Raw genomic sequence first — 24,530 nt, 5'->3', positions numbered from 1 at the left:
TCATTCGCCTCCCAGGTGGGACGTGTCGCCCAGGCGGGCGACGACCTTGACCTTGATCGGCAGCTTCATCGCGGCGCGCTCGAACGCCTCCGCGGCCAGCCGGCCCTCGACGCCGTCGAGCTCGAACAGGATCCGGCCCGGCTTCACGCGCGCGGCCCAGAATTCCGGCGAGCCCTTGCCCTTGCCCATGCGGACCTCGGCAGGCTTCGACGACACCGGCACGTCCGGGAAGATGCGGATCCACAAGCGTCCCTGACGCTTGATGTGACGCGTGATCGCGCGGCGGGCCGCCTCGATCTGACGCGCGGTGATCCGCTCCGGCTCCAGCGCCTTCAGGCCGTAGGACCCGAAGTTCAGCGACGTGCCGCCCTTGGCATCGCCATGGATCCGGCCCTTGAAGGCCTTGCGGAACTTAGTCTTTTTCGGTTGCAGCATGTCTGTTGCCCCTTAGCGACGGTCGTCGCGAGCCGGACGCACGCCGGAGGTCTGTGCCTCCATCATGAGCCGGTCGGTGGCCATCGGATCATGGCCGAGGATCTCGCCCTTGAAGACCCAGACCTTCACGCCGCACACGCCGTACGCGGTATGCGCCTCGGCATCCGCATAATCGATGTTCGCGCGCAGCGTGTGCAGCGGCACGCGGCCCTCGCGGTAGCTTTCCGAGCGCGCGATCTCCGCACCGCCCAGACGCCCGCCGCAATACACCTTGATGCCGTCGGCACCCAGGCGCATCGCCGACTGCACCGCGCGCTTCATCGCACGGCGGAACGCGATACGGCGCTCCAGCTGGTCCGCGATGCCCTGCGCGACGAGCTTGGCGTCGACCTCGGGCTTGCGGATCTCGACGATGTTCAGCGACACGTCGGACGACGTCATCGTGCCGATCTTCTTGCGAAGACGCTCGATGTCCGTGCCCTTCTTGCCGATGATGACGCCGGGGCGCGCGGCGAAGACCGAGATGCGGCACAGCTTGGCCGGACGCTCGATCACGACCTTGCTGATCGCAGCCTGCGGCAGCGTCTTCACGATATACTGGCGGATCTTCAGATCCTCCAGCAGCAGGCGACCGTAGTCGGCGCCTTCCGCGAACCAGCGGCTGTCCCAGGTGCGGTTGATCTGCAAGCGCAGACCGATGGGATTGCTCTTGTGACCCATTAGGCTTCTTCCTGCTCGCGCACGACGATCCGCAGCCGCGAGAACGGCTTGAGAATGCGGGTGGACTTGCCGCGGCCGCGCGTGGCGAACCGCTTCATGGTGATCGACTTGCCGACCGACGCCTCGGCGACGACGAGGGCGTCGACGTCGAGGTTGTGGTTGTTCTCCGCATTGGCGATCGCGGAGGCGAGCACCTTGCGGGCGTCCTCGGCCATGCCCTTCTTGGAGAAGGCCAGGATGTTCATCGCGTCGCCGACCTTGCGGCCGCGGATCAGCGCGGCGACGAGGCCGAGCTTCTGCGCGGAACCGCGGATCTGCGTACCGACCGACAAGGCTTCCTTGTCGCCGACCTTGCGGGGGGATGCAGGCTTGCTCATCAGCGCTTGCCCTTCTTGTCCGCGGCGTGACCCGGGAAGTAGCGCGTGGGCGCGAACTCGCCGAGCTTCATGCCGACCATGTCCTCGTTAACCGACACCGGCACGAACTTGCGGCCGTTGTAGACGCTGAACGTGAGGCCCACGAACTGCGGCAGGATGGTGGAGCGGCGCGACCAGGTCCTGATCGGCGCGCGGCCACCGGCGTCCTGCGCGGCTTCGGCCTTCTTGAGCAGGCTCAGTTCGACGAACGGGCCTTTCCAGACGGAGCGCGCCATTACTTCTTCCTCGCGTGACGGCTGCGGATAATCATCTTATCCGTGGACTTGTTGTGGCGGGTGCGCGCACCCTTCGTCGGCTTGCCCCACGGGGTGACCGGATGACGGCCGCCCGAGGTCCGGCCTTCGCCACCGCCGTGCGGATGGTCGACCGGGTTCTTCGCGACGCCGCGCGTCAGCGGACGCTTGCCCATCCAGCGCGAGCGACCCGCCTTGCCCAGGTTCTGGTTCTGGTTGTCCGGGTTGGACACCGCGCCGACCGTCGCCATGCAGTTCGCATGGATGTAGCGCTGCTCGCCCGAGTTCAGGCGGACCATCACCATGCCGCGATCGCGACCCACGACCTGCACGTACGTGCCCGCCGACCGTGCGATCTGACCGCCCTTGCCCGGCTTCATCTCCACGTTGTGGACGATGGTGCCGACGGGGACCTGGCCGATCTCCATCGCGTTGCCCGGCTTGGTATCCGCCTTCTTCGCCGCGATCACCTTGTCGCCGACGCCGAGGCGCTGGGGCGCGATGATGTACGACTGCTCGCCGTCCGGATAGGACACCAGCGCGATGAACGCGGTGCGGTTGGGATCGTATTCCAGCCGCTCGACCGTCGCCTCGACGTCCCACTTGCGACGCTTGAAGTCGACGAAGCGGTACTTCTGCTTGTGGCCGCCCGCGATGCCGCGGCTGGTCACATGGCCCTTGTTGTTGCGGCCGCCCGACTTCGTCTTGCCCTCGGTCAGCGCCTTGACGGGCTTGCCCTTCCAGAGCGACGACTTGTCGACCAGGATCAGCCCGCGCTGTGCGGGCGTCGTCGGATTATAATGCTTGAGTGCCATGTTACTTGGCCCCCTCGGTCACGTCGATCGACTGGCCGTCGGCCAGGGTCACGACAGCCTTCTTCATGTCCGAACGGAAATACGGAGAGCCTTTCCAGCGCTTCGTCTTGCCCTTCTGGACGATCGTGTTCACGCCCTTCACGGTCACGTCGAAGATGGCTTCGACCGCGGCCTTGATCTGCGGCTTCGTGGCGTCGTTCGCCACCTTGAACACGACGGCGTTGTGCTCGGACAGCAGCGTCGCCTTCTCGGTGATGTGCGGCGCGACAATCACGTCGTAATGACGGTTGTCGATCGCCTTCGTGAGCTTTTTAGCCATGGAAGCGCGCCTCCAGCTTCTCGACCGCCGCGCGGGTAAGCACCAGCGTGTCGGCCCGGATGATATCGTAGACGTTCGCGCCCACGGCGGGGAGCATCTCCACGCCCGGAAGGTTGCGACCGGCGCGGAAGCCGTCGCCGGCCTCGCCGTCGATGACCAAAGTGCGCTTGCCGACCGACATGGTCGCGAAATGGCCCTTCAGCTCCTTGGTCTTGGCGACCTCGAAGGCGTCGAGGACGATCAGCGTGCCCGCCTGCGCGTGGCTGCTGAGCGCCATCTTCAGGCCCAGCGCGCGAACCTTCTTGTTCAGCGACGGATTGAAGTCGCGGACGCGGGCGCCGTGCGCCTTGCCGCCGCCGATGAAGACGGGAGCGCGACGATCGCCGTGACGGGCCACGCCGCCGCCCTTCTGGCGACCCAGCTTCTTGCCGGTGCGCGCGACGTCGGACCGCTCACGCGTGCCGCGCGCGGTGGCGCGACGCTTCTCGAGCTGCCACGTCACGACGCGGTGCAGGATATCGGGGCGCGGATCGAGGCCGAAGACCTCGTCGTTCAGCTCGATGTCCGCGCCGTCCGTTCCGGCGAAGGAAGAAATCTTGACCTTCACGCTCAGCCCTCCTGGCCGTCGGTCGCGGTCACGTCGGCCGTATTCTCGGCAGGCGTGTCGGCGGCGGTGTTGCTGTTGGCAGCGGACTTCAGGCTGGCCGGATACGGCGTGTCCGCATGGCGCGGCTCCTTCACCGAATCCTTGACGAACAGCCAGCCGCCCTTCGAGCCGGGCACGGAGCCCTTCACGAAAATCAGGCCACGCTCCACGTCGGTGCCGACGATCTGGAGGTTCTGCTGCGTGCGGTTGCGGTCGCCCATGTGGCCGGCCATCTTCTTGTTCTTGAAGACGCGACCCGGATCCTGGCGGTTGCCGGTCGACCCGTGCGAACGGTGCGAGACCGAGACGCCGTGGGTGGCGCGCAGGCCGCCGAAGTTCCAGCGCTTCATGGCGCCGGCGAAGCCCTTGCCCTGCGTGCGACCCTGGATGTCGACATACTGGCCGGTGGCGAAGTGATCGGCCGACAGCTCCGCGCCGACGTCGAGGAGGTTGTCCTCGGTCACGCGAAATTCGGCCACGATCGCCTTGGGCTCCACCTCGGCCTTGCCGAAGTGGCCGCGCTGCGGCTTGGCGACGTTCTTTGCCTTGGCGACTCCTGCGCCAAGCTGGACGGCGGTATAGCCGTCACGATCTGTCTCGCGACGGGAAACGACCTGAAGCGCCTCGATCTGGAGGACGGTGACCGGCACGTGGCGGCCGTCGTCCTGGAACAGGCGGGTCATCCCCATTTTCTTCGCGATCACGCCGGTACGCATGATCCGTTGCTCCCATACAGAGGCACCCGCGGGACCATCCCGAAGGTGCGTGCCATCCCCGCCAAAGCAGGGTTCCAGCCCGGAAATGCGAAGCGTGCCCCCGCCCCGGGCTGGTGCCCTCGCGAGGAAGGCGTGACGGGAGACGCTGTCCCGGCAGCAGAAGCTGCCGGCGGTATCTCAAATCTCAGCTTGTGTTCCCGCCCTTCGACTGCCTGCCAAGGCAGGCGCTCAGGATAAACTTCGGCGCAAACGCCGAAGGCGGGAACCCAGTCTGGGCTTCCGCCTTCGCGGAAGCACATCAGCCGCGGGACTCGAAGTCGACCGCGGGAGCGCTGCCATTAGGCGAGCTTGATCTCGACGTCAACACCGGCGGCGAGGTCCAGCTTCATCAGCGCGTCGACCGTCTGCGGGGTCGGCTGCACGATGTCGAGCATGCGCTTGTACGTGCGCACCTCGAACTGCTCGCGCGACTTCTTGTCGATGTGCGGGCCGCGGTTGACCGTGAACTTCTCGATGCGCGTGGGCAGCGGGATCGGGCCACGGATGAGCGCGCCGGTACGACGGGCGGTGTCGGCGATGTCGCCGGTCGCCTGGTCCAGCACGCGATGATCGAACGCCTTGAGGCGGATGCGGATGTTGGTGTCCATAATTCCTACCGATGCGTTGCCACGCCCCCGGCCGTCACCCCGGAACAAATCCCGGGGGCTCGTGCCGCAGGCGGAACGCCGGCGGGATGAGATCCCCGTGTGCCCCCTGAAACGGGAGCTGCCGGGAACGACGGAGAAAGAGCGTTGTTCTCTAAACTCGAAGGGGCGGCGCTTAACGACACCCTCATAAAAAGGCAACCGCCCGCCGCACCTTTCGGTGCGACGGGCGGTGGCTTTTGCGACGAACCGCCGAAGCGGCGCGCGGCTTACTTGCTGATGGCGCTGACGACGCCGGCGCCGACGGTGCGGCCGCCCTCCCGGATCGTGAAGCGCTGCCCCACGTCCATCGCGATCGGCGCGATCAGCTTGATGCCGAGCGCGACGTTGTCGCCCGGCATGACCATCTCGGTACCCTCGGGCAGCTCGACGGTGCCGGTCACGTCCGTCGTGCGGAAGTAGAACTGCGGACGATAGTTGGCGAAGAACGGCGTGTGACGGCCACCCTCGTCCTTCGACAGCACGTACACTTCCGACGAGAAGTCGGTGTGCGGCTTGATCGAGCCGGGCTTGCACAGCACCTGGCCGCGCTCGACCTCGTCACGCGCCACGCCGCGGATCAGCGCGCCGACATTGTCGCCGGCCTGGCCCTGGTCGAGCAGCTTGCGGAACATCTCGACGCCCGTGACCGTGGTCTTGCGGACGGTCGGGTGGATGCCGACGATCTCGACTTCCTCGCCGACCTTCACGATGCCGGTCTCGACGCGGCCGGTGACGACCGTGCCGCGACCCGAAATCGAGAACACGTCCTCGATCGGCATCATGAACGGCTTGTCCAGCGGACGCTCGGGCTGCGGGATGTAGTCGTCGACCGCCTTCATCAGCTCCAGCACGGCTTCCTTGCCGAACTTGTCGTTCGAACCCGACAGCGCGCAGGTCGCCGAGCCCTTGATGATCGGAATGTCGTCACCCGGGAAGTCGTACGAGCTGAGCAGCTCGCGCACTTCCAGCTCGACCAGCTCGAGGATTTCCTCGTCGTCGACCAGATCGACCTTGTTCATGAACACGACCATCGCGGGCACGCCGACCTGGCGCGCGAGCAGGATGTGCTCGCGGGTCTGCGGCATCGGGCCGTCGGTGGCGGACACGACCAGGATCGCGCCGTCCATCTGCGCCGCGCCGGTGATCATGTTCTTCACGTAATCGGCGTGGCCCGGGCAATCGACGTGCGCATAGTGGCGCGCGTTCGTCTCATACTCGACGTGCGCGGTCGAGATGGTGATGCCGCGCTCACGCTCTTCCGGCGCCTTGTCGATGTTCGCGAAATCGACCGCAGTGCCGCCGGTCGTCTCGGCCAGCACCTTCGTGATCGCCGCGGTCAGCGACGTCTTGCCGTGGTCGACGTGACCGATGGTGCCGATGTTCAGGTGCGGCTTGTTCCGCTCGAATTTCGCCTTGGCCATTTTTCCCTACCTTCTTGGATTCGTCTGCGCGAGCGGAGCCGCGTGTCGACGCGGCCCCATAGCGACTGATTTAGTGGATTGCCAGCCCCTCCCCCACCCCGTTCGTGCTGAGCGAAGTCGAAGCACATGCGCGTACCCTTCGACTTCGCTCAGGGCGAACGGAGGTGGGAACGGGTCATTTATGCCAATTTGGCCTTCACCTCGTCGGCGACGTTCGCGGGAACCTCGTCGTAGTGCGAGAACTGCATGCTGTACTGCGCGCGGCCCTGCGTGAACGAGCGCAGCGCGTTCACGTAGCCGAACATGTTCGCCAGCGGGACCATCGCCTCGACCGTCTGCGCGTTGCCGCGCGTGTCGGTGCCCTGGATCTGGCCGCGACGGCTGTTCATGTCGCCGATGACGTCGCCCAGATAATCCTCCGGGGTGACGACCTCGACGCGCATGACCGGTTCGAGCAGCGTGATGCCCGACTTCTGCGCCGCTTCGCGCATCGCGCCGCGGGCACAGATCTCGAACGCCAGCGCCGACGAATCGACGTCATGGTAGGCGCCGTCGTACAGGACGATCTCGAAATCGATGATCGGGAAGCCGACCAGCGAACCGGTCGCCGCGGTCTCGCGGAAACCCTTCTCGATCGCGGGCAGATATTCCTTCGGAATGTTGCCGCCCTTGATCTCGTCCTTGAACGTGATGCCCGACCCGCGCTCGCCCGGCGTCAGCTTCACCTTCACGCGGCCGAACTGGCCGGTGCCGCCCGACTGCTTCTTGTGCGTATAGTCGATGTCGACCGGCTTCTTCAGATATTCGCGATACGCCACCTGCGGCGCACCGACGTTCGCCTCGACCTTGAACTCCCGCTTCATGCGGTCGACCAGGATCTCGAGGTGAAGCTCGCCCATGCCCTTGATGATCGTCTGACCGGATTCGGCGTCGGACGACACGCGGAAGGACGGATCCTCGCGCGCCAGGCGGTTGAGCGCGACGCCCATCTTCTCCTGGTCCGCCTTCGTCTTCGGCTCCACCGACAGCTCGATCACGGGCTCGGGGAATTCCATCCGCTCCAGGATGATCGGGGCGTTCATCGCGCACAACGTATCGCCGGTGGTCGTGTCCTTCAGACCCGCCAGCGCGACGATGTCGCCCGCATAGGCCACCTGGATGTCCTCGCGCTCGTTCGCATGCATCAGCAGCATGCGGCCGACCTTTTCCTTCTTGTCCTTCACCGAATTGGTGACCTGCGACGCGGTTTCCAGCTTGCCCGAATAGATGCGGGCGAAGGTCAGCGTGCCGACGAAGGGATCGTTCATGATCTTGAACGCCAGCGCCGAGAACGGCACGTCGTCCGACGATGGCCGCTCGTCCGGCGTCTCGCCGTCGAGCTTCACGCCCTTGATCGCCGGCACGTCGAGCGGCGACGGCAGGAAGTCGACCACCGCGTCGAGCAGAGGCTGTACGCCCTTGTTCTTGAACGCCGAGCCGCACACCACCGGCACGAACGCCATGCTGAGCGTGCCCTTGCGGATCAGCTTCTTCAGGTCCGCGACCGATGGCTCGTTGCCTTCGAGGTACGCTTCCATCAGGTCGTCGTCCTGCTCGACGGCCATCTCGATCAGCTCGCTGCGATACTTCGCCGCCTTCTCCGCCATGTCGTCGGGGATGGCCTGATATTCGAACTTCGCGCCCAGGCTCTCTTCCAGCCAGATGATCGCGCGGTTCTCGACCAGGTCGACGAGGCCCTTGAAGCCGCCCTCGATGCCGATCGGCAGGTACAGGACCGCCGGACGCGCGCCGAGGCGCTCGATGATGGAATTGACGCAGAAATAGAAGTCGGCGCCGGTGCGATCCAGCTTGTTGACGAAGCACATGCGCGGCACGCCGTACTTGTCCGCCTGACGCCACACGGTTTCCGACTGCGGCTCGACACCCGCGACGCCGTCGAAGCACGCGACCGCGCCGTCCAGGACGCGCAGGCTGCGCTCGACCTCGATCGTGAAGTCGACGTGGCCGGGCGTGTCGATGATGTTGATGAGGTGCTCCTCACCCTTCCCGTCCTCGGCGCGCCACTTGCAGGTGGTCGCGGCGGACGTGATCGTGATCCCGCGCTCCTGCTCCTGCTCCATCCAGTCCATCGTCGCCGTGCCTTCATGCACTTCGCCGATCTTGTAGGACTTGCCGGTGTAATAGAGGATGCGCTCGGTCGTCGTCGTCTTGCCGGCGTCGATGTGCGCCATGATGCCGATGTTGCGGTAACGGTCGAGCGGATGGCTGCGGGCCATGGTCGTGGTCCTTCAGTGTTGGGTTTCAGTAGTAACGATCGACCGCTTACGCGCCGAGATATTTCAGGAGAGCGAGCGCCGACCCTAGCAACGCCGCGCCGCCGATCAGCCCTTGCGCGAGAAGCAGCCAGGGCGACAGCGTCTTGTCCCGCTCCAGCTTGAAGCGTTCCGCCTCGAGCTTGTACTGTTCGGCGACGAGCTTGTATTGCTCGGCGCTCAACTTCTCCGCCTCGGCGCGCAGTTTGCGGGATTCCGCTTCCAGTCGCGCCGACTGGCGATCGAGTTCATCGACGGACGGTTCGGGTGCAGTCGCCATCTTGGTGTCTCCCGCACCCGATATAATACCCTACCAGCGATAATGCGAGAACGCGCGGTTCGCTTCGGCCATGCGGTGCGTGTCTTCACGCTTCTTCACCGCGTTGCCGCGGTTGTTGGCGGCGTCCATCAGCTCGCCCGAGAGGCGCGCCGACATCGTGTTCTCGCTGCGGCCGCGCGCCGCGGTGATGAGCCAGCGGATCGCCAGCGCCTGCGCACGCTCGGGACGCACCTCGACCGGGACCTGGTAGGTCGCACCGCCGACGCGGCGCGACCGGACCTCGATGCCCGGCTTGATGTTGTTCAGCGCATCGTGGAACACGCCGATCGGCTCGCGCTTGGCGCGCTGCTCGACCACGGTCATGGCGGAATAGACGATGCCTTCGGCAACGGACTTCTTCCCGTCCATCATGACCGAATTCATGAACTTGGACAGAACCTCATCCCCGTATACGGGATCAGGCAGGATTTCCCGCTTTTCGGGACGACGACGACGAGCCATCTGATATTCCTTGCTTCTTCAGCCGCTTCCGGAACACGTCCGGGGCTTACTTTTGTATCTGGAACCCGGTGTCAGCCGGGGTGACCGGGCAATGCCCGATCACTTCGGACGCTTGGCGCCGTACTTGGAGCGCGACTGGCGGCGATCCTTCACGCCCTGCGTATCGAGCACGCCGCGCAGGACGTGGTAGCGAACGCCGGGAAGATCGCGGACACGGCCACCGCGGATCAGGACCACCGAGTGCTCCTGGAGGTTGTGGCCCTCGCCCGGGATGTAGCTGATGACTTCGCGCTGGTTGGTCAGGCGGACCTTCGCCACCTTGCGCAGCGCCGAGTTCGGCTTCTTCGGGGTCGTCGTGTAGACGCGGGTGCAGACGCCGCGCTTCTGCGGGTTCTGCTCCATCGCAGGGACCTTCGACTTGGCCTTCTGCGGGTCGCGGCCCTTGCGGACCAGCTGGTTGATCGTGGGCATTGAAGCCTTCACCTTTCAAAGGGTTACTTTGCTGGAGCCTAACAAGCTACGGAATACGAAAAGGACCGGTTGGGCGCCCGTCAGCGGCCACCCGCGGTCCTGATGCATCCAGCAATGTTCAAGCGTGTCCGACGGAGTCGCCTCTGCCGTACCGGCGCGCCTATACGCAGGCGGACCGCGCCGGTCAATGTCGCGCGCCCGGCGCTATCGCCGCAGTTCGGGAGCATAGGCACGCGCCCCGACCGCGTCGTGCATCCGCGACGGCGCATCGAGCCAGAACGGGCCGAGCTTCTCCGCCCCCGCCCGCTCCACCCCCAGCGCGAACGCCTGCGCCACCTGCGCCGCGCGATTCCCGTCCGCGTAGCGCACGCTGACCGCCGCGACGGGCACGAACATCGGTCGATCCGCCGCGGTGACGACGTTGAGGTCGTGACGGCCGCAGGTGGCCAGCGCGGTCAGGCGGCGCTCCTCCCCCGCCGCCAGCGCGAAGGGGGCCGTGACGGGGGACCCGGCGTCGTCGTCGAACACGGCGGCCAGTTCCGTCGCGGGATCGCCGCCCGCGCTGAGCAGGCGCAGAACGACGCGGACGCCGTCCGCCGTCGCGTCGCCGTCGTTGCGCACGACGATCTCCGCCTCCAGCGTGGCGGTCAGAAGGTTCACGCCCGCACGGCGCGGATGGAGGACGAAGGACAGGTCGGCGCCGCCGTGCGGGAGCGGCGGGGGCGCGTCGGGCAGCGGGGCGACGGGGACGTCGGGAGCGGCGGGGAGATCGGGAGCGGCCGGGGACGCGGCGGCGACGGGCAGATCCTCCCCCTCCCCCGCCAGTGCGCGGCGGCGGCGGCGGCGGATCAGCAGCGCCATCAGGACGAGGCCGACGACGAGGCCGCCCGTGACCGGCAGCGCCCATAGCGGGCCGGGCTCCTCCACCTGCGGCAGCGCCCCGGCGGGGCGGCCCGCGACGACCGCCGCGGGAACCGCCGCCGCCGGATCGGCGGATGCGGCGGGCGCCGGCGTCGACGCCGCGGGGGCCGCGGGCGATGCAGCCGCGGCGGGCGACGCGGACGGGCGCGCGGCGGGCTGCGCCGTCGCGGTGGCGCGGGGAACGGGGCTTGCGGTGGGCGTGGGACGAGGGGCGGGGGTCGCGCGCGCGGTCGGCGTCGGCGCGGGGGGCGGCAGCGTCGCGGATACGGGCGGCGGCAGCGCGCTGGCCTCGGCGGGAACGGTGGCGACCGGTTCCGGCGCCGTGGCGGCCACGGACGGCGACGGCAGCGGCACGGGCGGCGCGACCTGCGCGGCCAGCGGGGACGCCAGCATGACGGACGGGACGAGGAGCGGGGCGAGGAAACGCGACATCATGACGCCCTTCGCTACCCCGCCCAGACCGAACGTCAACCGTCCGCCGCGATCAGCGCGTGCCCGCCTGCGGCTGGACGACCGGCACGACGGGCAGGTCGACCGAGCTGGCATTCGCCCCGCCGCGCTCGATCGTGATCGTGGCGGCGCGATAGTCCTGCGGCTTCGCCTGGAAGATGTTGGGCACGAACGTCTGCGGATTGCGATCGTACAAGGGGAACAGCGACGATTGCACCTGCACCATGATGCGGTGGCCCGGCTGGAACACGTGGTTCACGGTGGGCAGGCGGAAGCGATAGCGCTGCACCTTCCCGGCCGGGATCGCGCCGGGCTTCGCGAAACTGTCGCGATAGCGGCCGCGGAAGATGTCGAGGCTGATCGGCAATTGGTATCCGCCCATCTTCGTATCGCTGGCGACCTCCTCCGGATAGACGTCGATGATCTTCACGACGAAATCGCCGTCGGTGCCGGTCGTGCGCGCCAGCAGGTTCGCGAACGGCGCCCCCGACACGCGCACCGCCTTCGTCAGCGGCGCGGTGCTGTAGGTCAGGACGTCGGGGCGGCCATCGGCATGGCGCTGGTCGCTGACCAGCCAGTCGCCCCAGCGGCCGTCGTCGAAATTCACCGGACGCGGCAGGTGCGGCACGGGCTTGGCGGGATCGGAGACGTAGCGGTCCGCCCCCTGCCCCGGCCGGTCGAAGCCGAGCGCGCCGTTCGCCTGGAAATACAGGGGCGTCAGGTCGGTCGCGCAGCCCTTCTCGCACGCCAGCGGCCAGTCCGCGAACCGGTCCCAACGATTTTCGCCGGTATTGTAGATCGCGGCGACGGACAGGTTCGCCGCCGGGCTGCCGGGTTTCAGATACTGGTCGAAGAACGGCACGACCATGTCGTCGCGGAATTGCGCCGCAGTGTCGCCGTTCCACTGGAACGGGCCGAGCGACCGGCCGTCGCGATTGACCTGGCTGTGGCGCCACGGCCCCATGACCAGGAAGTTGTTTCCAACCTTCCCCTTGGCCTTGAGCGCCTCCCACGCGGTGATAGCGCCGTACATGTCCTCCTGATCCCACAGCCCCTGTTCCCACAGGGTGGGCACGTCGGACGGATTGGCGGCGAGCAGTTTGTCGAGCGCCTGTCCCTGCCAATAAGCGTCGTAGGACGGGTGGCTGACGAATCGTTGCCAGAACGGCAGCTGGTCGTAGCCGACCTTCTTCGCCCAGTCGCCGGCGGACCCCTTGCGGAAATTGTCGTAATCGTCCCAGCCGCCCGACGGCGGCGCCTTGCCCGCGCCCTTGTATCCCGTCTGCGACCCGATCCAGCCGATGTTGGCGAGGCGGAAGGCGCCGTAATGATACCAGTCGTCGCCCATCCACCCGTCGATCATCGGGCTTTCGGGGGCGGCGACCTTCAATGCCGGGTGCGGGTTCAGCAGCGCCATCGCGACGGTGAAGCCCTCGTACGACGATCCGATCATGCCGACGCGGCCGTTCGATTCGGGCAGGTTCGCCTTGTTCACCAGCCAGTCGATCGTGTCGTAGGCGTCGGTGGTGTGATCCACCTTCGTCGGGTTCAGCGGACCGATCGGCGGGCGCGTGACGACATAGTCGCCTTCCGACCCGTATTTGCCGCGGATATCCTGATACACGCGGATATAGCCCGCCTTCACGAACCCCTCGTCCGCCAGCGGCAGCGTCGACAGCATCGACGCGCTGTCGGCGCGGTTCGCGCGGCCCGCGGCGTTATAGGGCGTGCGCGTCAGGACGATCGGCGCGTCCTTCGCCCCCTTCGCCACGACGATGACGGTGTACAGCTTCGTCCCGTCGCGCATCGGGATCATGACGACGCGCTTGTCGTAGTCGTGATCGGCGGTGGGCGGCACGAATTTCGCGGGGATGTCGCCCGCGGGCGCCTGCTGCGCGGACAGCGGGGGCGCGATCAGCGCGGCGGCGAGGAGCAGGTACGCCTTCACATCATTCTCCGGTCGGTGTCACGGCGCGATCATGCCCCCGCGCGCCACGAATGACGAGGGGCATCCGCACGGGATGCCCCTGTCCTGTTCGATCCTTCGGGCGTCAGACGCGTTCGGGCGCGCGGTACAGCGCGGCCTCGACGTCGTCGCGCATCAGGTTGCGGTCGAGGTCGATCGGCGCCGGGCCGCCCGCGTCGGTCGCGCCGCCCACCAGGAAGCTGGCGGAGGTCCGCCCCTCGCTGCCGTCCGGCAGGCGATAGCGCGCGTCGGCGACGATCACGGGGCGGAATTCGCCGTCCATCCCCGTCCGGTTCATCACCAGCGTCGCGTCGACCCGCGCGCCCTCGCCCGCCGCGATCGTCAGGTGATCGCCCGCATCGGTGCGCGGCTCGATCAGCAAGCGCTCCATTTCCGCATCGTTCCCGGCGGCGAGCATGAAGGTGGAGACGCGGACGTCCTGCGCCGCCACGCCGCCCGCGTTGCCGACGGTCAGTTCGATCTCGACCAGCGCCTCGTCCGCGCTGGTCCCCGCGCGGACGGGGCGCATGGCGAATTCCAGCCACGGGCGGTCGCTCGCACCCGTGCCCGCGGTCAGCGCGGCGACATCCTGCGCATCGGCATGTTCGATGCTGGTTTCCCCGGCAACGACGCCCGCCACCGCGGCCGCGCCGAGCGGCGCGACGGCGACAGGCGACGGTTCGACAGCGTCGCGGTGGACCGGGGCGGGCTCGACATAAGCGGGCTCGGCGTGATCGGCGTCGGCATAGGCGGGTTCGGCCTCGGCCCAAACGTTCTCATCCTGCCGCGCGCGGCGCGCGCGCAGGAAGAAGAAGGCGCCCGCCGCGACGATCAGCGCCGCGATCAGCGCGAGCGGCCATACCGGCGCGCCGCTCTCCTGCGTCTCGGTCCGCGTCGTCCGCTCGGCGACAGCCGCCGTGGCGGGGGCCGCGACGGGCGCGGGCACGACAGGCTCCGCCGCGGGTGCCGGCGCGGGTGCGGCCGGTGCGGGCGCCCGCGGCGCCGTCGCCGCAGGCGCGACCGTCCGGGCAGCGGTCGCGGCGACCGCGCGGCGGGTCGGCGCCGCCCGCCGCGTCGCGCGACGCTCGGCGGCGCGTTCGGCCGCCTCCGCCTCCGCCGCGGCCGCGGCCTCGGGATTGACCGGGGTCGCGCTCCGGTCGCTCGGAGCCGACGATTGCGCGGGGGCGGGCAGCGTCGCGGCCACCGGCGGGGGCGGCACCTGCACCACCGGAACGGCATCCTGCGCGACGGCGGGGGCGGCAAATACAGCGGCGGCCGACATCAGCAGCGCCGCGCGGATATTGCGGTTCCTCTTCATGTCATCTTCTCCCGTAACTTGCCCGAAACAACATCCGCGACAACGAATCGGTTCCGTAACGTCCCGGGCCCGACCTGTTGACGGAGGCGCGGCACCGCCCTATATCCCGGCAACCTCCACAGCATCGGGACATGGGACGCCGTCGCGCAGCGCTCCATACGTATGGTGCCTTGGATATCAGGACGCTGAAGGCTGCCGTCGCCCACCCGATCCAGTTCGGGGCCGGGCGGACGGGCGGCCTTTTTCCGTTCTGGCCCCTGCGCCCGTAATGACTGACGAGGCAAAAGCTACATGGCGAGCAAGGCGATCGACGCGGGTTCCGCGCGCACCGACGTGGTAAGCACCGCAAAGCGGCGCATCCGCAAGGTGTTCGGCAACATCCACGAAGTGGTGCAGATGCCGAACCTGATCGAGGTCCAGCGCGAAAGCTACGAACAGTTCCTGCGCTCCGATCCGTCGATCGGCTATGTCTCCGGCCTCGAAAAGACGCTGCGCAGCGTCTTCCCGATCCGCGATTTCGCGGGCACGGCGGAACTGGACTTCGTCAATTACGAGCTGGAGCCGCCGAAGTTCGACGTCGAGGAATGCCGCCAGCGCGGCATCACCTACGCCGCGCCGATGCGCGTCACCCTGCGCCTGATCGTGTTCGAGGTGGATCCGGAGACGGAGACCCGCTCGGTGCTCGATATCAAGGAGCAGGACGTCTACATGGGCGACATGCCGCTGATGACGGGGAACGGCACGTTCTTCATCAACGGCACCGAGCGCGTGATCGTCAGCCAGATGCACCGCTCGCCGGGCGTCCTGTTCGACCATGACCGCGGCAAGACGCATGCGTCGGGCAAGTACCTCTTCGCCGCGCGCGTCATCCCGTATCGCGGCAGCTGGCTCGATTTCGAGTTCGACGCCAAGGATATCGTGAACGTCCGCATCGACCGGAAGCGCAAGCTGCCGGTCACCGCGCTGCTATTCGCGCTGGGCCTGTCGGGCGAGGAGATCCTGAGCCACTTCTACAACCGCGTCACGTTCGTGCGCGGCCAGGGCGGCTGGCAGATCCCGTTCGCGGCGGAGAACTGGCGCGGCGTGAAGCCGTCGTTCGACCTGATCGACGCGACGTCGGGCGAGATCGTGTTCGCCGCGACGCAGAAGATCACGCCGCGCGCCGCGAACAAGGCGGGCAAGGACGGCCTGACCACGCTGCTGATCCCGACCGAGGAGATCTACGGCCGCTATTCGGCGTTCGACCTCATCAACGAGGCGACAGGCGAAATCTATATCGAGGCGGGCGACGAGATCGGCCCCGACAACCTCGAAAAGCTGGACAAGGCGGGGATCGAGTCGATCGACCTGCTGGACATCGACCATGTGTCGACCGGCCCGTGGATCCGCAACACGCTGAAGGCGGACAAGGCCGAGGAGCGCGAGCAGGCGCTGTCCGACATCTATCGCGTCATGCGCCCCGGCGAGCCGCCGACGCTGGAGACGGCGGAATCGCTGTTCGCCGGGCTGTTCTTCGATCCCGACCGCTACGACCTGTCGGCGGTGGGTCGCGTGAAGCTGAACATGCGCCTCGACCTCGATGCCGAGGATACGGTCACGACGCTGCGGACCGAGGATATCCTGGCGGTCGTCAAGACGCTGGTCGACCTGAAGGACGGCAAGGGCGAGATCGACGATATCGACAACCTCGGCAACCGTCGCGTGCGGTCGGTCGGCGAGCTGCTGGAGAACCAGTATCGCGTCGGCCTCCTGCGCATGGAGCGCGCGGTCAAGGAGCGCATGTCGTCGGTCGACGTGTCGACGGTGATGCCGAACGACCTCATCAACGCGAAGCCGGCGGTGGCCGCGGTGCGTGAATTCTTCGGCTCGTCGCAGCTGTCGCAGTTCATGGACCAGACCAACCCGCTGTCCGAAGTGACGCACAAGCGTCGCGTCTCGGCGCTCGGGCCGGGCGGTCTGACGCGTGAGCGCGCGGGTTTCGAGGTTCGCGACGTCCATCCGACGCACTATGGCCGCATCTGCCCGATCGAGACGCCGGAAGGCCCGAACATCGGCCTCATCAACTCGCTCGCCAGCTTCAGCCGCGTGAACAAGTACGGCTTCATCGAGACGCCGTACCGCAAGGTCGTGGACCACAAGGTCACGAACGACGTCGTCTATCTGTCGGCGATGGAGGAAGCCAAGCACACGATCGCGCAGGCATCCGCCGCGCTGAACGAGGATGGCGGCTTTTCCGAGGAGCTGGTGTCGTCGCGTCAGGCGGGCGAGTTCCTGATGGCGCTGCCCGACAATATCACGCTCATGGACGTCAGCCCGAAGCAGCTGGTGTCGGTCGCCGCATCGCTGATCCCGTTCCTGGAGAACGACGACGCCAACCGCGCGCTGATGGGATCGAACATGCAGCGGCAGGCCGTGCCGCTGGTGAAGGCGGAGGCGCCGTTCGTCGGCACCGGCATGGAGGAGACGGTCGCCCGCGATTCCGGCGCCGCCATCGGTGCGCGCCGTGCGGGCATCGTCGACCAGGTCGACGCCAGCCGCATCGTCATCCGCGCGACGGGCGAGCTGGATTCGACCAAGTCGGGCGTCGATATCTATACGCTCATGAAGTTCCAGCGTTCGAACCAGTCGACCTGCATCAATCAGCGTCCGCTGGTGAAGGTGGGCGACGTGGTCGCCGCGGGCGACGTGCTGGCCGACGGTCCGTCGACCGAGTTCGGCGAGCTGGCGCTGGGCCGCAACGCGCTCGTCGCGTTCATGCCGTGGAACGGGTATAACTACGAGGATTCCATCCTCATCAGCGAGCGGATCGTGAAGGACGACGTGTTCACGTCGATCCACATCGACGAGTTCGAGGTGATGGCCCGCGACACGAAGCTGGGGCCGGAGGACATCACGCGCGACATCCCGAACGTCGGCGAGGAGGCGCTGCGCAACCTCGACGAGGCGGGCATCGTGTACGTGGGTGCCGAGGTCGAGCCGGGCGACATCCTGGTCGGCAAGATCACGCCGAAGGGCGAAAGCCCGATGACGCCGGAGGAGAAACTGCTCCGCGCCATCTTCGGCGAGAAGGCCAGCGACGTGCGCGACACCTCGCTGCGCCTGCCGCCGGGCGTCGCGGGCACGATCGTCGACGTGCGCGTCTTCAACCGCCACGGCATCGACAAGGACGAGCGCGCGATGGCGATCGAGCGCGAGGAGATCGAGCGCCTGAAGAAGGACGCCGACGACGAGCGCACGATCCTGAACCGCGCGACGTGGAGCCGGCTGCGCGAGATGCTGCTGGACCAGACCGCGACGTCCGTACCCAAGGGCGGCCCGAAGAAGGGCGCGGTCATCGACATGGACATGCTGGACAGCGTCGACCGCCACGAATGGTGGAAGTTCGCGGTCGCCGACGACGCGCGCCAGAGCGATCTGGAAGCCGTGAAGGTGCAGTATGACGAGGCCGCCAAGCGGATCACGGACAAGTTCCACGACCGCCGCGAGAAGCTGGAGCGTGGCGACGAGCTGCCGCCCGGCGTGCTGAAGATGGTGAAGGTGTTCGTCGCGGTGAAGCGCAAGCTGCAACCCGGCGACAAGATGGCGGGCCGTCACGGCAACAAGGGCGTCATCAGCCGCATCCTGCCGCAGGAGGACATGCCCTTCCTCGCGGACGGGACGCCGGTCGACCTGGTCCTGAACCCGCTGGGCGTGCCGAGCCGCATGAACGTCGGGCAGATCTTCGAAACCCACCTGGGCTGGGCCGCACGCGGTCTGGGCCAGCAGATTTCGGAGGCGCTGGAGGATTGGCGCGACGCGAATCCCGATGCCAAGGCGGGCGCCATGCCCGACGCGGTGAAGGAGCGCCTGAAGACGATCTACGGCGACCATTACCTGGCCGAGATCGACGCGCGCGACGGCGACCAGATCGTCGAACTGGCGCAGAACCTGAAGGCCGGCGTGCCGATGGGGACGCCCGTGTTCGACGGCGCGGTGGAGCGTGACGTGACCGACATGCTGGAGCTGGCGGGTCTCGACCCGTCGGGCCAGTCGGAGCTGTTCGACGGACGCACGGGCGACAAGTTCGACCGCAAGGTGACCGTCGGCATCATCTACATGCTGAAGCTGCACCATCTGGTCGACGACAAGATCCACGCACGCTCGATCGGGCCGTACTCCCTCGTCACGCAGCAGCCGCTGGGCGGCAAGGCGCAGTTCGGCGGACAGCGGTTCGGCGAGATGGAGGTCTGGGCGCTCCAGGCGTACGGCGCCGCCTACACGTTGCAGGAGATGCTGACCGTGAAGTCGGACGACGTCGTGGGCCGCACCAAGGTGTACGAGGCGATCGTCAAGGGCGACGACACGTTCGAGGCGGGCATTCCGGAATCCTTCAACGTGCTCGTGAAGGAAATGCGCAGCCTGGGCCTGAACGTCGACCTGAAGACGCGCGAGGACCTCGGCTACGGCGAGGACGGCATGGCGATCGCGGCCGAATAAAGCCCGGCGGAAGGGTGAGGACGGCCCACGACCCTGCCCTCACCTTCCCACCAGCTTCGCTGGCGGGCCCCTTCCTCTCCCGATGGGGGAGGAGACACGATTTCTGAGAGGTTCATCCCCATGAACGAACTGACCAATTTCGCCAATCCGCTCGTGAAGCCGGAGACGTTCGACCAGATCCAGATCGGGATCGCGTCGCCGGACAAGATCCGTTCGTGGTCCTTCGGCGAGATCAAGAAGCCCGAGACCATCAACTATCGCACGTTCAAGCCCGAGCGTGACGGCCTGTTCTGCGCGCGCATCTTCGGTCCGATCAAGGATTACGAGTGCCTGTGCGGCAAGTACAAGCGCATGAAGTACAAGGGCATCGTCTGCGAGAAGTGCGGCGTCGAGGTCACCGTCTCGAAGGTCCGCCGCGAGCGCATGGGCCATATCGAGCTGGCCGCGCCGGTCGCGCACATCTGGTTCCTGAAGTCGCTGCCGTCGCGCATCGGCCTGCTGCTGGACATGCAGCTGAAGCAGCTGGAGCGCGTGCTGTATTTCGAGGCGTATATCGTCATCGAGCCGGGCCTGACGCCGCTGGAGAAGTTCCAGTTGCTGACCGAGGACGAGCTGCTCGAAGCGCAGGACGAGCATGGCGAGGACGCGTTCTCGGCCGGCATCGGCGCGGAAGCCGTGCGGATCATGCTGGAATCGCTCGACCTGGAGGGCGAGAAGGTCGCGCTGCTGGAAGAGCTGGCGACGACCAAGTCCGAGCTGAAGCCGAAGAAGATCATCAAGCGGCTGAAGGTCGTGGAATCGTTCCTGGAATCGGGCAACCGGCCGGAATGGATGATCCTCGAGGTCGTGCCGGTCATCCCGCCCGAGCTGCGCCCGCTGGTGCCGCTGGACGGCGGTCGCTTCGCGACGTCGGACCTGAACGACCTGTACCGCCGCGTCATCAACCGCAACAACCGCCTGAAGCGGCTGATGGAGCTGCGCGCGCCGGACATCATCGTCCGCAATGAAAAGCGCATGTTGCAGGAGGCGGTCGACGCCCTGTTCGACAACGGCCGTCGCGGTCGCACGATCACGGGCGCGAACAAGCGTCCGCTGAAGTCGCTGTCCGACATGCTGAAGGGCAAGCAGGGCCGCTTCCGCCAGAACCTTCTGGGCAAGCGCGTCGATTATTCGGGCCGGTCGGTCATCGTCACGGGTCCGGAGCTGAAGCTGCACCAGTGCGGCCTGCCGAAGAAGATGGCGTTGGAGCTGTTCAAGCCGTTCATCTACGCGCGCCTCGACGCCAAGGGCCTCAGCATGACGCTGAAGCAGGCGAAGAAGTGGGTGGAGAAGGAGCGCAAGGAAGTCTGGGACATCCTGGACGAGGTGATCCGCGAGCACCCCGTGCTGCTGAACCGCGCGCCGACGCTCCACCGCCTCGGCATCCAGGCGTTCGAGCCGGTGCTGATCGAGGGCAAGGCGATCCAGCTGCACCCGCTGGTCTGCTCCGCGTTCAACGCCGACTTCGACGGCGACCAGATGGCCGTGCACGTTCCGCTGTCGCTGGAAGCGCAGCTTGAGGCGCGCGTCCTGATGATGTCGACGAACAACATCCTGTCGCCGGCGAACGGCAAGCCGATCATCGTGCCGTCGCAGGACATGGTGCTGGGCCTGTATTACCTGTCGATGATGAAGGAAGGCGAGCCGGGCGAAGGCATGCTGATCTCCGACATGTCGGAGGTGCATCAGGCGCTGAACGCCGGGGCCGTCACGCTGCACACGAAGATCGTGAGCCGCGTGCCGCAGACCGACGAGGCGGGCAAGCAGTACCTCAAGCGGTTCGAGACGACCCCGGGCCGCATGCTGCTGGGCGAGACGTTGCCGCAATCGTCGAAGGTACCGTTCGAGACGGTCAACCGCCTGCTGACGAAGAAGGACGTCGGCGACGTGATCGACGAGGTCTATCGCCACACCGGCCAGAAGGAGACCGTCCTGTTCGCGGACGCGATCATGGCGCTCGGCTTCCGTCACGCGTTCAAGGCGGGCATCTCGTTCGGCAAGGACGACATGATTATCGCGCCGGACAAGGACAAGCTGGTCGACGAGACGCGCGACCAGGTGAAGGACTTCGAGCAGCAGTATCAGGACGGCCTGATTACGCAGCAGGAGAAGTACAACAAGGTCATCGACGCATGGTCGCGGTGCGGCGATCAGGTCGCCAACTCGATGATGAACGAGATCAAGGCGGTGCGCCATTACGACGACGGCCCGAACAAGGGCCGCGAGAAGGACATCAACTCGATCTACATGATGGCGCACTCCGGTGCGCGTGGTAGCCAGGCGCAGATCAAGCAGCTGGCCGGCATGCGCGGCCTGATGGCCAAGCCGTCGGGCGAGATCATCGAGACGCCGATCATCTCGAACTTCAAGGAAGGCCTGACCGTCCTCGAATATTTCAACTCCACCCACGGCGCGCGCAAGGGCCTCGCGGATACGGCGTTGAAGACCGCCAACTCGGGCTACCTCACCCGCCGCCTCGTCGACGTGTCGCAGGATTGCGTCATCATCGAGGAGGATTGCGGGACCGAGCGCGCGCTGGAGATGAAGGCGATCGTGCAGGGCGGATCGACCATCGCGTCGCTCGGCGAGCGCATCCTGGGCCGTACCACGGCCGAGGACGTGGTCGACAAGGACGGCAAGGTCGTCATCCCGTCGGGCACGCTGCTGGACGAACCGATGGTCGCGCAGATCGAGGCCATGGGCGTGCAGGGGATGAAGATCCGCTCGCCGCTGGTGTGCGAATCGAAGATCGGCGTGTGCGGCAAATGCTATGGCCGCGACCTCGCGCGCGGGACGCCGGTGAACATCGGCGAGGCCGTGGGCGTCATCGCGGCGCAGTCGATCGGCGAGCCGGGCACGCAGCTGACGATGCGCACGTTCCATATCGGCGGCGCGGCGCAGCTGAACGAGCAGTCGAACCTGGAGGCGCCGGTCGACGGCACCATCGAGTTCCGCGACCTGCGCGTGATCGAGGACCAGCGCGGCCGTCGCGTCGTGCTGAGCCGGTCGAGCGAGATCGCGATCGTCGACATGGACGGGCGCGAACTGGCGGTGCACAAGATCCCGTACGGCGCGTATGTGATGTTCGACGACGGCCATATCGTCAGCAAGGGCGACCGGATGGCGGAATGGGATCCGTTCACCATGCCGGTCATCACCGAAACCGCGGGTACGGTGAAGTTCCAGGACCTGATCGAGAACAAGACGCTGACCGAGCAGGTCGACGAAGCGACGGGCATCGCCCAGCGCGTCGTCATCGAGTTCCGGGCCAGCGCGCGGTCGAAGGAGGACCTGCGCCCGCGCATCACCCTGCTGGACGAGGGATCGGGCGAAACCGCGCGCTACCTGCTGGCGACGGGTGCGACGCTGTCGGTCGAGGACAATGCCACGGTCCAGGCGGGCGACGTCCTGGCGCGCGTCAGCCGCGAGTCGGCCAAGACGCGCGACATCACGGGCGGTTTGCCGCGCGTGGCGGAGCTGTTCGAGGCGCGCATCCCGAAGGATTCGGCGATCATCGCCAAGGTTTCGGGCCGCGTGGTGTTCGGCAAGGACTATAAGGCCAAGCGCAAGATCGGTATCCAGCCCGAGGACGGCGGCGATATCGTCGAGTATCTGGTGCCCAAGTCCAAGGTCATCGACGTGCAGGAAGGCGATTACGTCAAGCGCGGCGACAATCTGATCGGCGGCAGCCCCGATCCGCACGACATCCTGGAGACGATGGGCGTGGAGCCGCTGGCCGAATATCTGGTCAGCGAAATCCAGGAAGTCTATCGATTGCAGGGCGTGAAGATCAACGACAAGCACATCGAGGTGATCGTTCGCCAGATGTTGCAGAAGGTCGAGATCACCGACGGCGGCGACACCACGCTGCTGAAGGGCGAGCAGGTCGATCGCGAGGAAATGGACGCGATCAACGAGAAGCTGGGCAAGAACGACGTGCGTGCCCAGGGCAAGCCGATCCTGCTGGGCATCACGAAGGCGTCGTTGCAGACCCGCAGCTTCATCTCCGCGGCATCGTTCCAGGAGACGACCCGCGTGCTGACCGAGGCCGCGGTGCAGGGCAAGCAGGACACGCTGATGGGCCTGAAGGAGAATGTCATCGTCGGCCGCCTGATCCCGGCGGGTACCGGCGCGGGCATGAACCGCCTGCGCGTCGCCGCCTCGTCGCGCGATGCCGCGTTGCGGGTCCAGCAGCGCAAGTTGCAGGAGGCGATGATCGCGGCGGGCAATGCGGCGCAGGTGAAGGCGGCGGAGGATGCGCGGTCCGCGCGCGACGCCGCGGGCACCGGCGATGATCCGCTGGGCGAGGTCGTGACGTCGGGCGACGGCAGCGATGCCGCCGCGGGCGAGTATCTGAACGACTGATCCGGGCGTTCATGGATCGATGAGGGGGTCGCCGTCCGCAGGACGGCGGCCCCCTTTTTCGTGGTCGCGCGGGTCGTGGACCGCGGCGGGGCGGATGCCCCCCCTTTGTTTCGGAAACGGACCGGATGTCCCGCGCGTGCGGCACCACTGGCCGTTCGATGAATATTCCGTTAATCAAGCGGATGCCGACCGCGAGTCGGCGGATCATGTTCGGTTTGCTGTTGTGGATATCCGGAGGTCACATCCGGGACGCCACGGGGTCGCCTTTCCGGCGAAACAGAGGGACGACGTGACATGAAAACGACCATCATGCTGGGGGCACTCGCCCTGTCGACGGTTGCGATGCCCGCGGGCGCGCAGACGATCATCGCGCCGACGTCCGGCGTCGTGGACGTGGGCGGTCCGGGGTTCGGCACGCTGCGCGACACGATCAACCAGGCGGGGCTGTCGAGCGGATATACGGCGGGAGTCACCGACTTCGACACGTATCTGGCGGGCAATCCCACCCACACCTCCACGTTTTCCGGGTTCGAATGGTTCAGCAACGACGGCACCACGTCCGCGACCGTGACCTATGATTTCGGTGCGTCTGTGCGGGTCGACCGGCTGGCGTTGTGGAACGAGGAATCGTCGGGGATCGGCCGGTTGATCCTGTCGGGATCGGCGGACGGCGTGACGTTCAGCCAGCTCGGCATCTACAGCCCGACCGACAATCCGGTGTCGAGCTATCCGGCCGATATCTTCTCCTTCGCCGCGGTGTCGCTGCGCTACGCCCGGTTCGAGATGGCGGGATGTCCGCAGGCGGATCCGGGCACCTTCACGGCCTGCGCGATCGGCGAGGTCGCGTTCCGGACCGCGGCGGGCGTGCCCGAACCCGCGACCTGGGGCCTGATGATCCTGGGCTTCGGCGCGATCGGGGGCGCGATGCGTCGCCGCGCCACGCGCACGACGCTTCGGACCGCCTGACCCATCCGTCCGACGAAGGGGGCGTCCGGCGTGCGCG

General features: G+C 66.9%; 20 protein-coding genes. 3 read left to right on the top strand and 17 right to left on the bottom strand.

Annotated features, from left to right (window positions below):
- The 17 genes from rplP to ASG29_RS09910 form a co-directional block, all read right to left on the bottom strand.
- Entirely contained in the window at positions 1 to 435 is a 435-nt protein-coding gene (gene rplP, locus ASG29_RS09990; RefSeq protein WP_055983332.1) for a 50S ribosomal protein L16, read from the bottom strand.
- Positions 436 to 447: 12 nt separating this feature from the next.
- Positions 448 to 1,155, bottom strand: coding sequence for a 30S ribosomal protein S3 (gene rpsC / locus ASG29_RS09985; RefSeq protein ID WP_055983330.1), 708 nt, complete (start codon positions 1,153 to 1,155; stop codon positions 448 to 450).
- Positions 1,155 to 1,532 carry a 50S ribosomal protein L22 gene (gene rplV / locus ASG29_RS09980; protein WP_055983328.1) on the bottom strand — a complete coding sequence of 126 codons (378 nt, stop codon included), beginning with the start codon at positions 1,530 to 1,532 and terminating at the stop codon, positions 1,155 to 1,157. Before rplV ends, rpsC begins: the two co-directional genes overlap by 1 nt.
- The gene (gene rpsS / locus ASG29_RS09975; RefSeq protein WP_055983326.1) at positions 1,532 to 1,807 is read right to left on the bottom strand and encodes a 30S ribosomal protein S19; all 276 of its coding nucleotides are present in this window, start codon (positions 1,805 to 1,807) and stop codon (positions 1,532 to 1,534) included. The genes rplV and rpsS overlap by 1 nt, the downstream gene beginning before the upstream one ends.
- On the bottom strand, positions 1,807 to 2,640 hold the full coding sequence (gene rplB, locus ASG29_RS09970) for a 50S ribosomal protein L2 (protein WP_055983324.1): 834 nt from the start codon (positions 2,638 to 2,640) through the stop codon (positions 1,807 to 1,809). Before rplB ends, rpsS begins: the two co-directional genes overlap by 1 nt.
- Position 2,641: 1 nt before the next feature.
- Positions 2,642 to 2,959 (bottom strand): 50S ribosomal protein L23, encoded by a 318-nt coding sequence (locus ASG29_RS09965; RefSeq protein WP_055983322.1) that lies wholly within the window; start codon positions 2,957 to 2,959, stop codon positions 2,642 to 2,644.
- The gene (gene rplD / locus ASG29_RS09960) at positions 2,952 to 3,566 is read right to left on the bottom strand and encodes a 50S ribosomal protein L4 (RefSeq protein ID WP_055983320.1); all 615 of its coding nucleotides are present in this window, start codon (positions 3,564 to 3,566) and stop codon (positions 2,952 to 2,954) included. The genes ASG29_RS09965 and rplD overlap by 8 nt, the downstream gene beginning before the upstream one ends.
- 2 nt (positions 3,567 to 3,568) lie before the next feature.
- The gene (gene rplC, locus ASG29_RS09955; RefSeq protein ID WP_055983319.1) at positions 3,569 to 4,321 is read right to left on the bottom strand and encodes a 50S ribosomal protein L3; all 753 of its coding nucleotides are present in this window, start codon (positions 4,319 to 4,321) and stop codon (positions 3,569 to 3,571) included.
- A 338-nt stretch (positions 4,322 to 4,659) separates the two neighbouring features.
- On the bottom strand, positions 4,660 to 4,968 hold the full coding sequence (rpsJ, locus tag ASG29_RS09950; RefSeq protein WP_055983317.1) for a 30S ribosomal protein S10: 309 nt from the start codon (positions 4,966 to 4,968) through the stop codon (positions 4,660 to 4,662).
- A gap of 266 nt (positions 4,969 to 5,234) precedes the next feature.
- Positions 5,235 to 6,428 (bottom strand): elongation factor Tu, encoded by a 1,194-nt coding sequence (tuf, locus tag ASG29_RS09945; RefSeq protein WP_055983314.1) that lies wholly within the window; start codon positions 6,426 to 6,428, stop codon positions 5,235 to 5,237.
- A 179-nt stretch (positions 6,429 to 6,607) separates the two neighbouring features.
- The gene (gene fusA, locus ASG29_RS09940; protein WP_055983312.1) at positions 6,608 to 8,704 is read right to left on the bottom strand and encodes an elongation factor G; all 2,097 of its coding nucleotides are present in this window, start codon (positions 8,702 to 8,704) and stop codon (positions 6,608 to 6,610) included.
- A 46-nt stretch (positions 8,705 to 8,750) separates the two neighbouring features.
- Positions 8,751 to 9,020 (bottom strand): hypothetical protein, encoded by a 270-nt coding sequence (locus tag ASG29_RS09935; RefSeq protein ID WP_055983310.1) that lies wholly within the window; start codon positions 9,018 to 9,020, stop codon positions 8,751 to 8,753.
- Between the two features lie 30 nt (positions 9,021 to 9,050).
- Positions 9,051 to 9,521: a 30S ribosomal protein S7 gene (rpsG, locus tag ASG29_RS09930; RefSeq protein ID WP_055983307.1), complete on the bottom strand. Its 471-nt coding sequence runs from the start codon at positions 9,519 to 9,521 to the stop codon at positions 9,051 to 9,053.
- A 99-nt stretch (positions 9,522 to 9,620) separates the two neighbouring features.
- The gene (rpsL, locus tag ASG29_RS09925) at positions 9,621 to 9,992 is read right to left on the bottom strand and encodes a 30S ribosomal protein S12 (RefSeq protein WP_019516007.1); all 372 of its coding nucleotides are present in this window, start codon (positions 9,990 to 9,992) and stop codon (positions 9,621 to 9,623) included.
- Positions 9,993 to 10,196: 204 nt separating this feature from the next.
- On the bottom strand, positions 10,197 to 11,348 hold the full coding sequence (locus ASG29_RS17520; RefSeq protein WP_235532858.1) for a hypothetical protein: 1,152 nt from the start codon (positions 11,346 to 11,348) through the stop codon (positions 10,197 to 10,199).
- Between the two features lie 49 nt (positions 11,349 to 11,397).
- On the bottom strand, positions 11,398 to 13,311 hold the full coding sequence (locus ASG29_RS09915) for a CocE/NonD family hydrolase (protein ID WP_055983304.1): 1,914 nt from the start codon (positions 13,309 to 13,311) through the stop codon (positions 11,398 to 11,400).
- Positions 13,312 to 13,414: 103 nt separating this feature from the next.
- Positions 13,415 to 14,647, bottom strand: coding sequence for a hypothetical protein (locus ASG29_RS09910; RefSeq protein ID WP_055983302.1), 1,233 nt, complete (start codon positions 14,645 to 14,647; stop codon positions 13,415 to 13,417).
- A 291-nt stretch (positions 14,648 to 14,938) separates the two neighbouring features.
- Between ASG29_RS09910 and rpoB the strand changes: the two genes are divergently transcribed.
- From rpoB to ASG29_RS17515, 3 genes are all read left to right on the top strand, one after another.
- Positions 14,939 to 19,123, top strand: coding sequence for a DNA-directed RNA polymerase subunit beta (gene rpoB, locus ASG29_RS09905; protein WP_055983300.1), 4,185 nt, complete (start codon positions 14,939 to 14,941; stop codon positions 19,121 to 19,123).
- Between the two features lie 120 nt (positions 19,124 to 19,243).
- Entirely contained in the window at positions 19,244 to 23,527 is a 4,284-nt protein-coding gene (gene rpoC / locus ASG29_RS09900; protein WP_055983298.1) for a DNA-directed RNA polymerase subunit beta', read from the top strand.
- Between the two features lie 294 nt (positions 23,528 to 23,821).
- Positions 23,822 to 24,493: a PEPxxWA-CTERM sorting domain-containing protein gene (locus ASG29_RS17515; protein WP_055983295.1), complete on the top strand. Its 672-nt coding sequence runs from the start codon at positions 23,822 to 23,824 to the stop codon at positions 24,491 to 24,493.
- Positions 24,494 to 24,530 lie beyond the last annotated feature (37 nt).

It is taken from the genome of Sphingomonas sp. Leaf412 (assembly GCF_001425405.1).
Classification (GTDB): domain Bacteria; phylum Pseudomonadota; class Alphaproteobacteria; order Sphingomonadales; family Sphingomonadaceae; genus Sphingomonas.
This window is presented reverse-complemented; position numbering and strand designations above follow the sequence as displayed.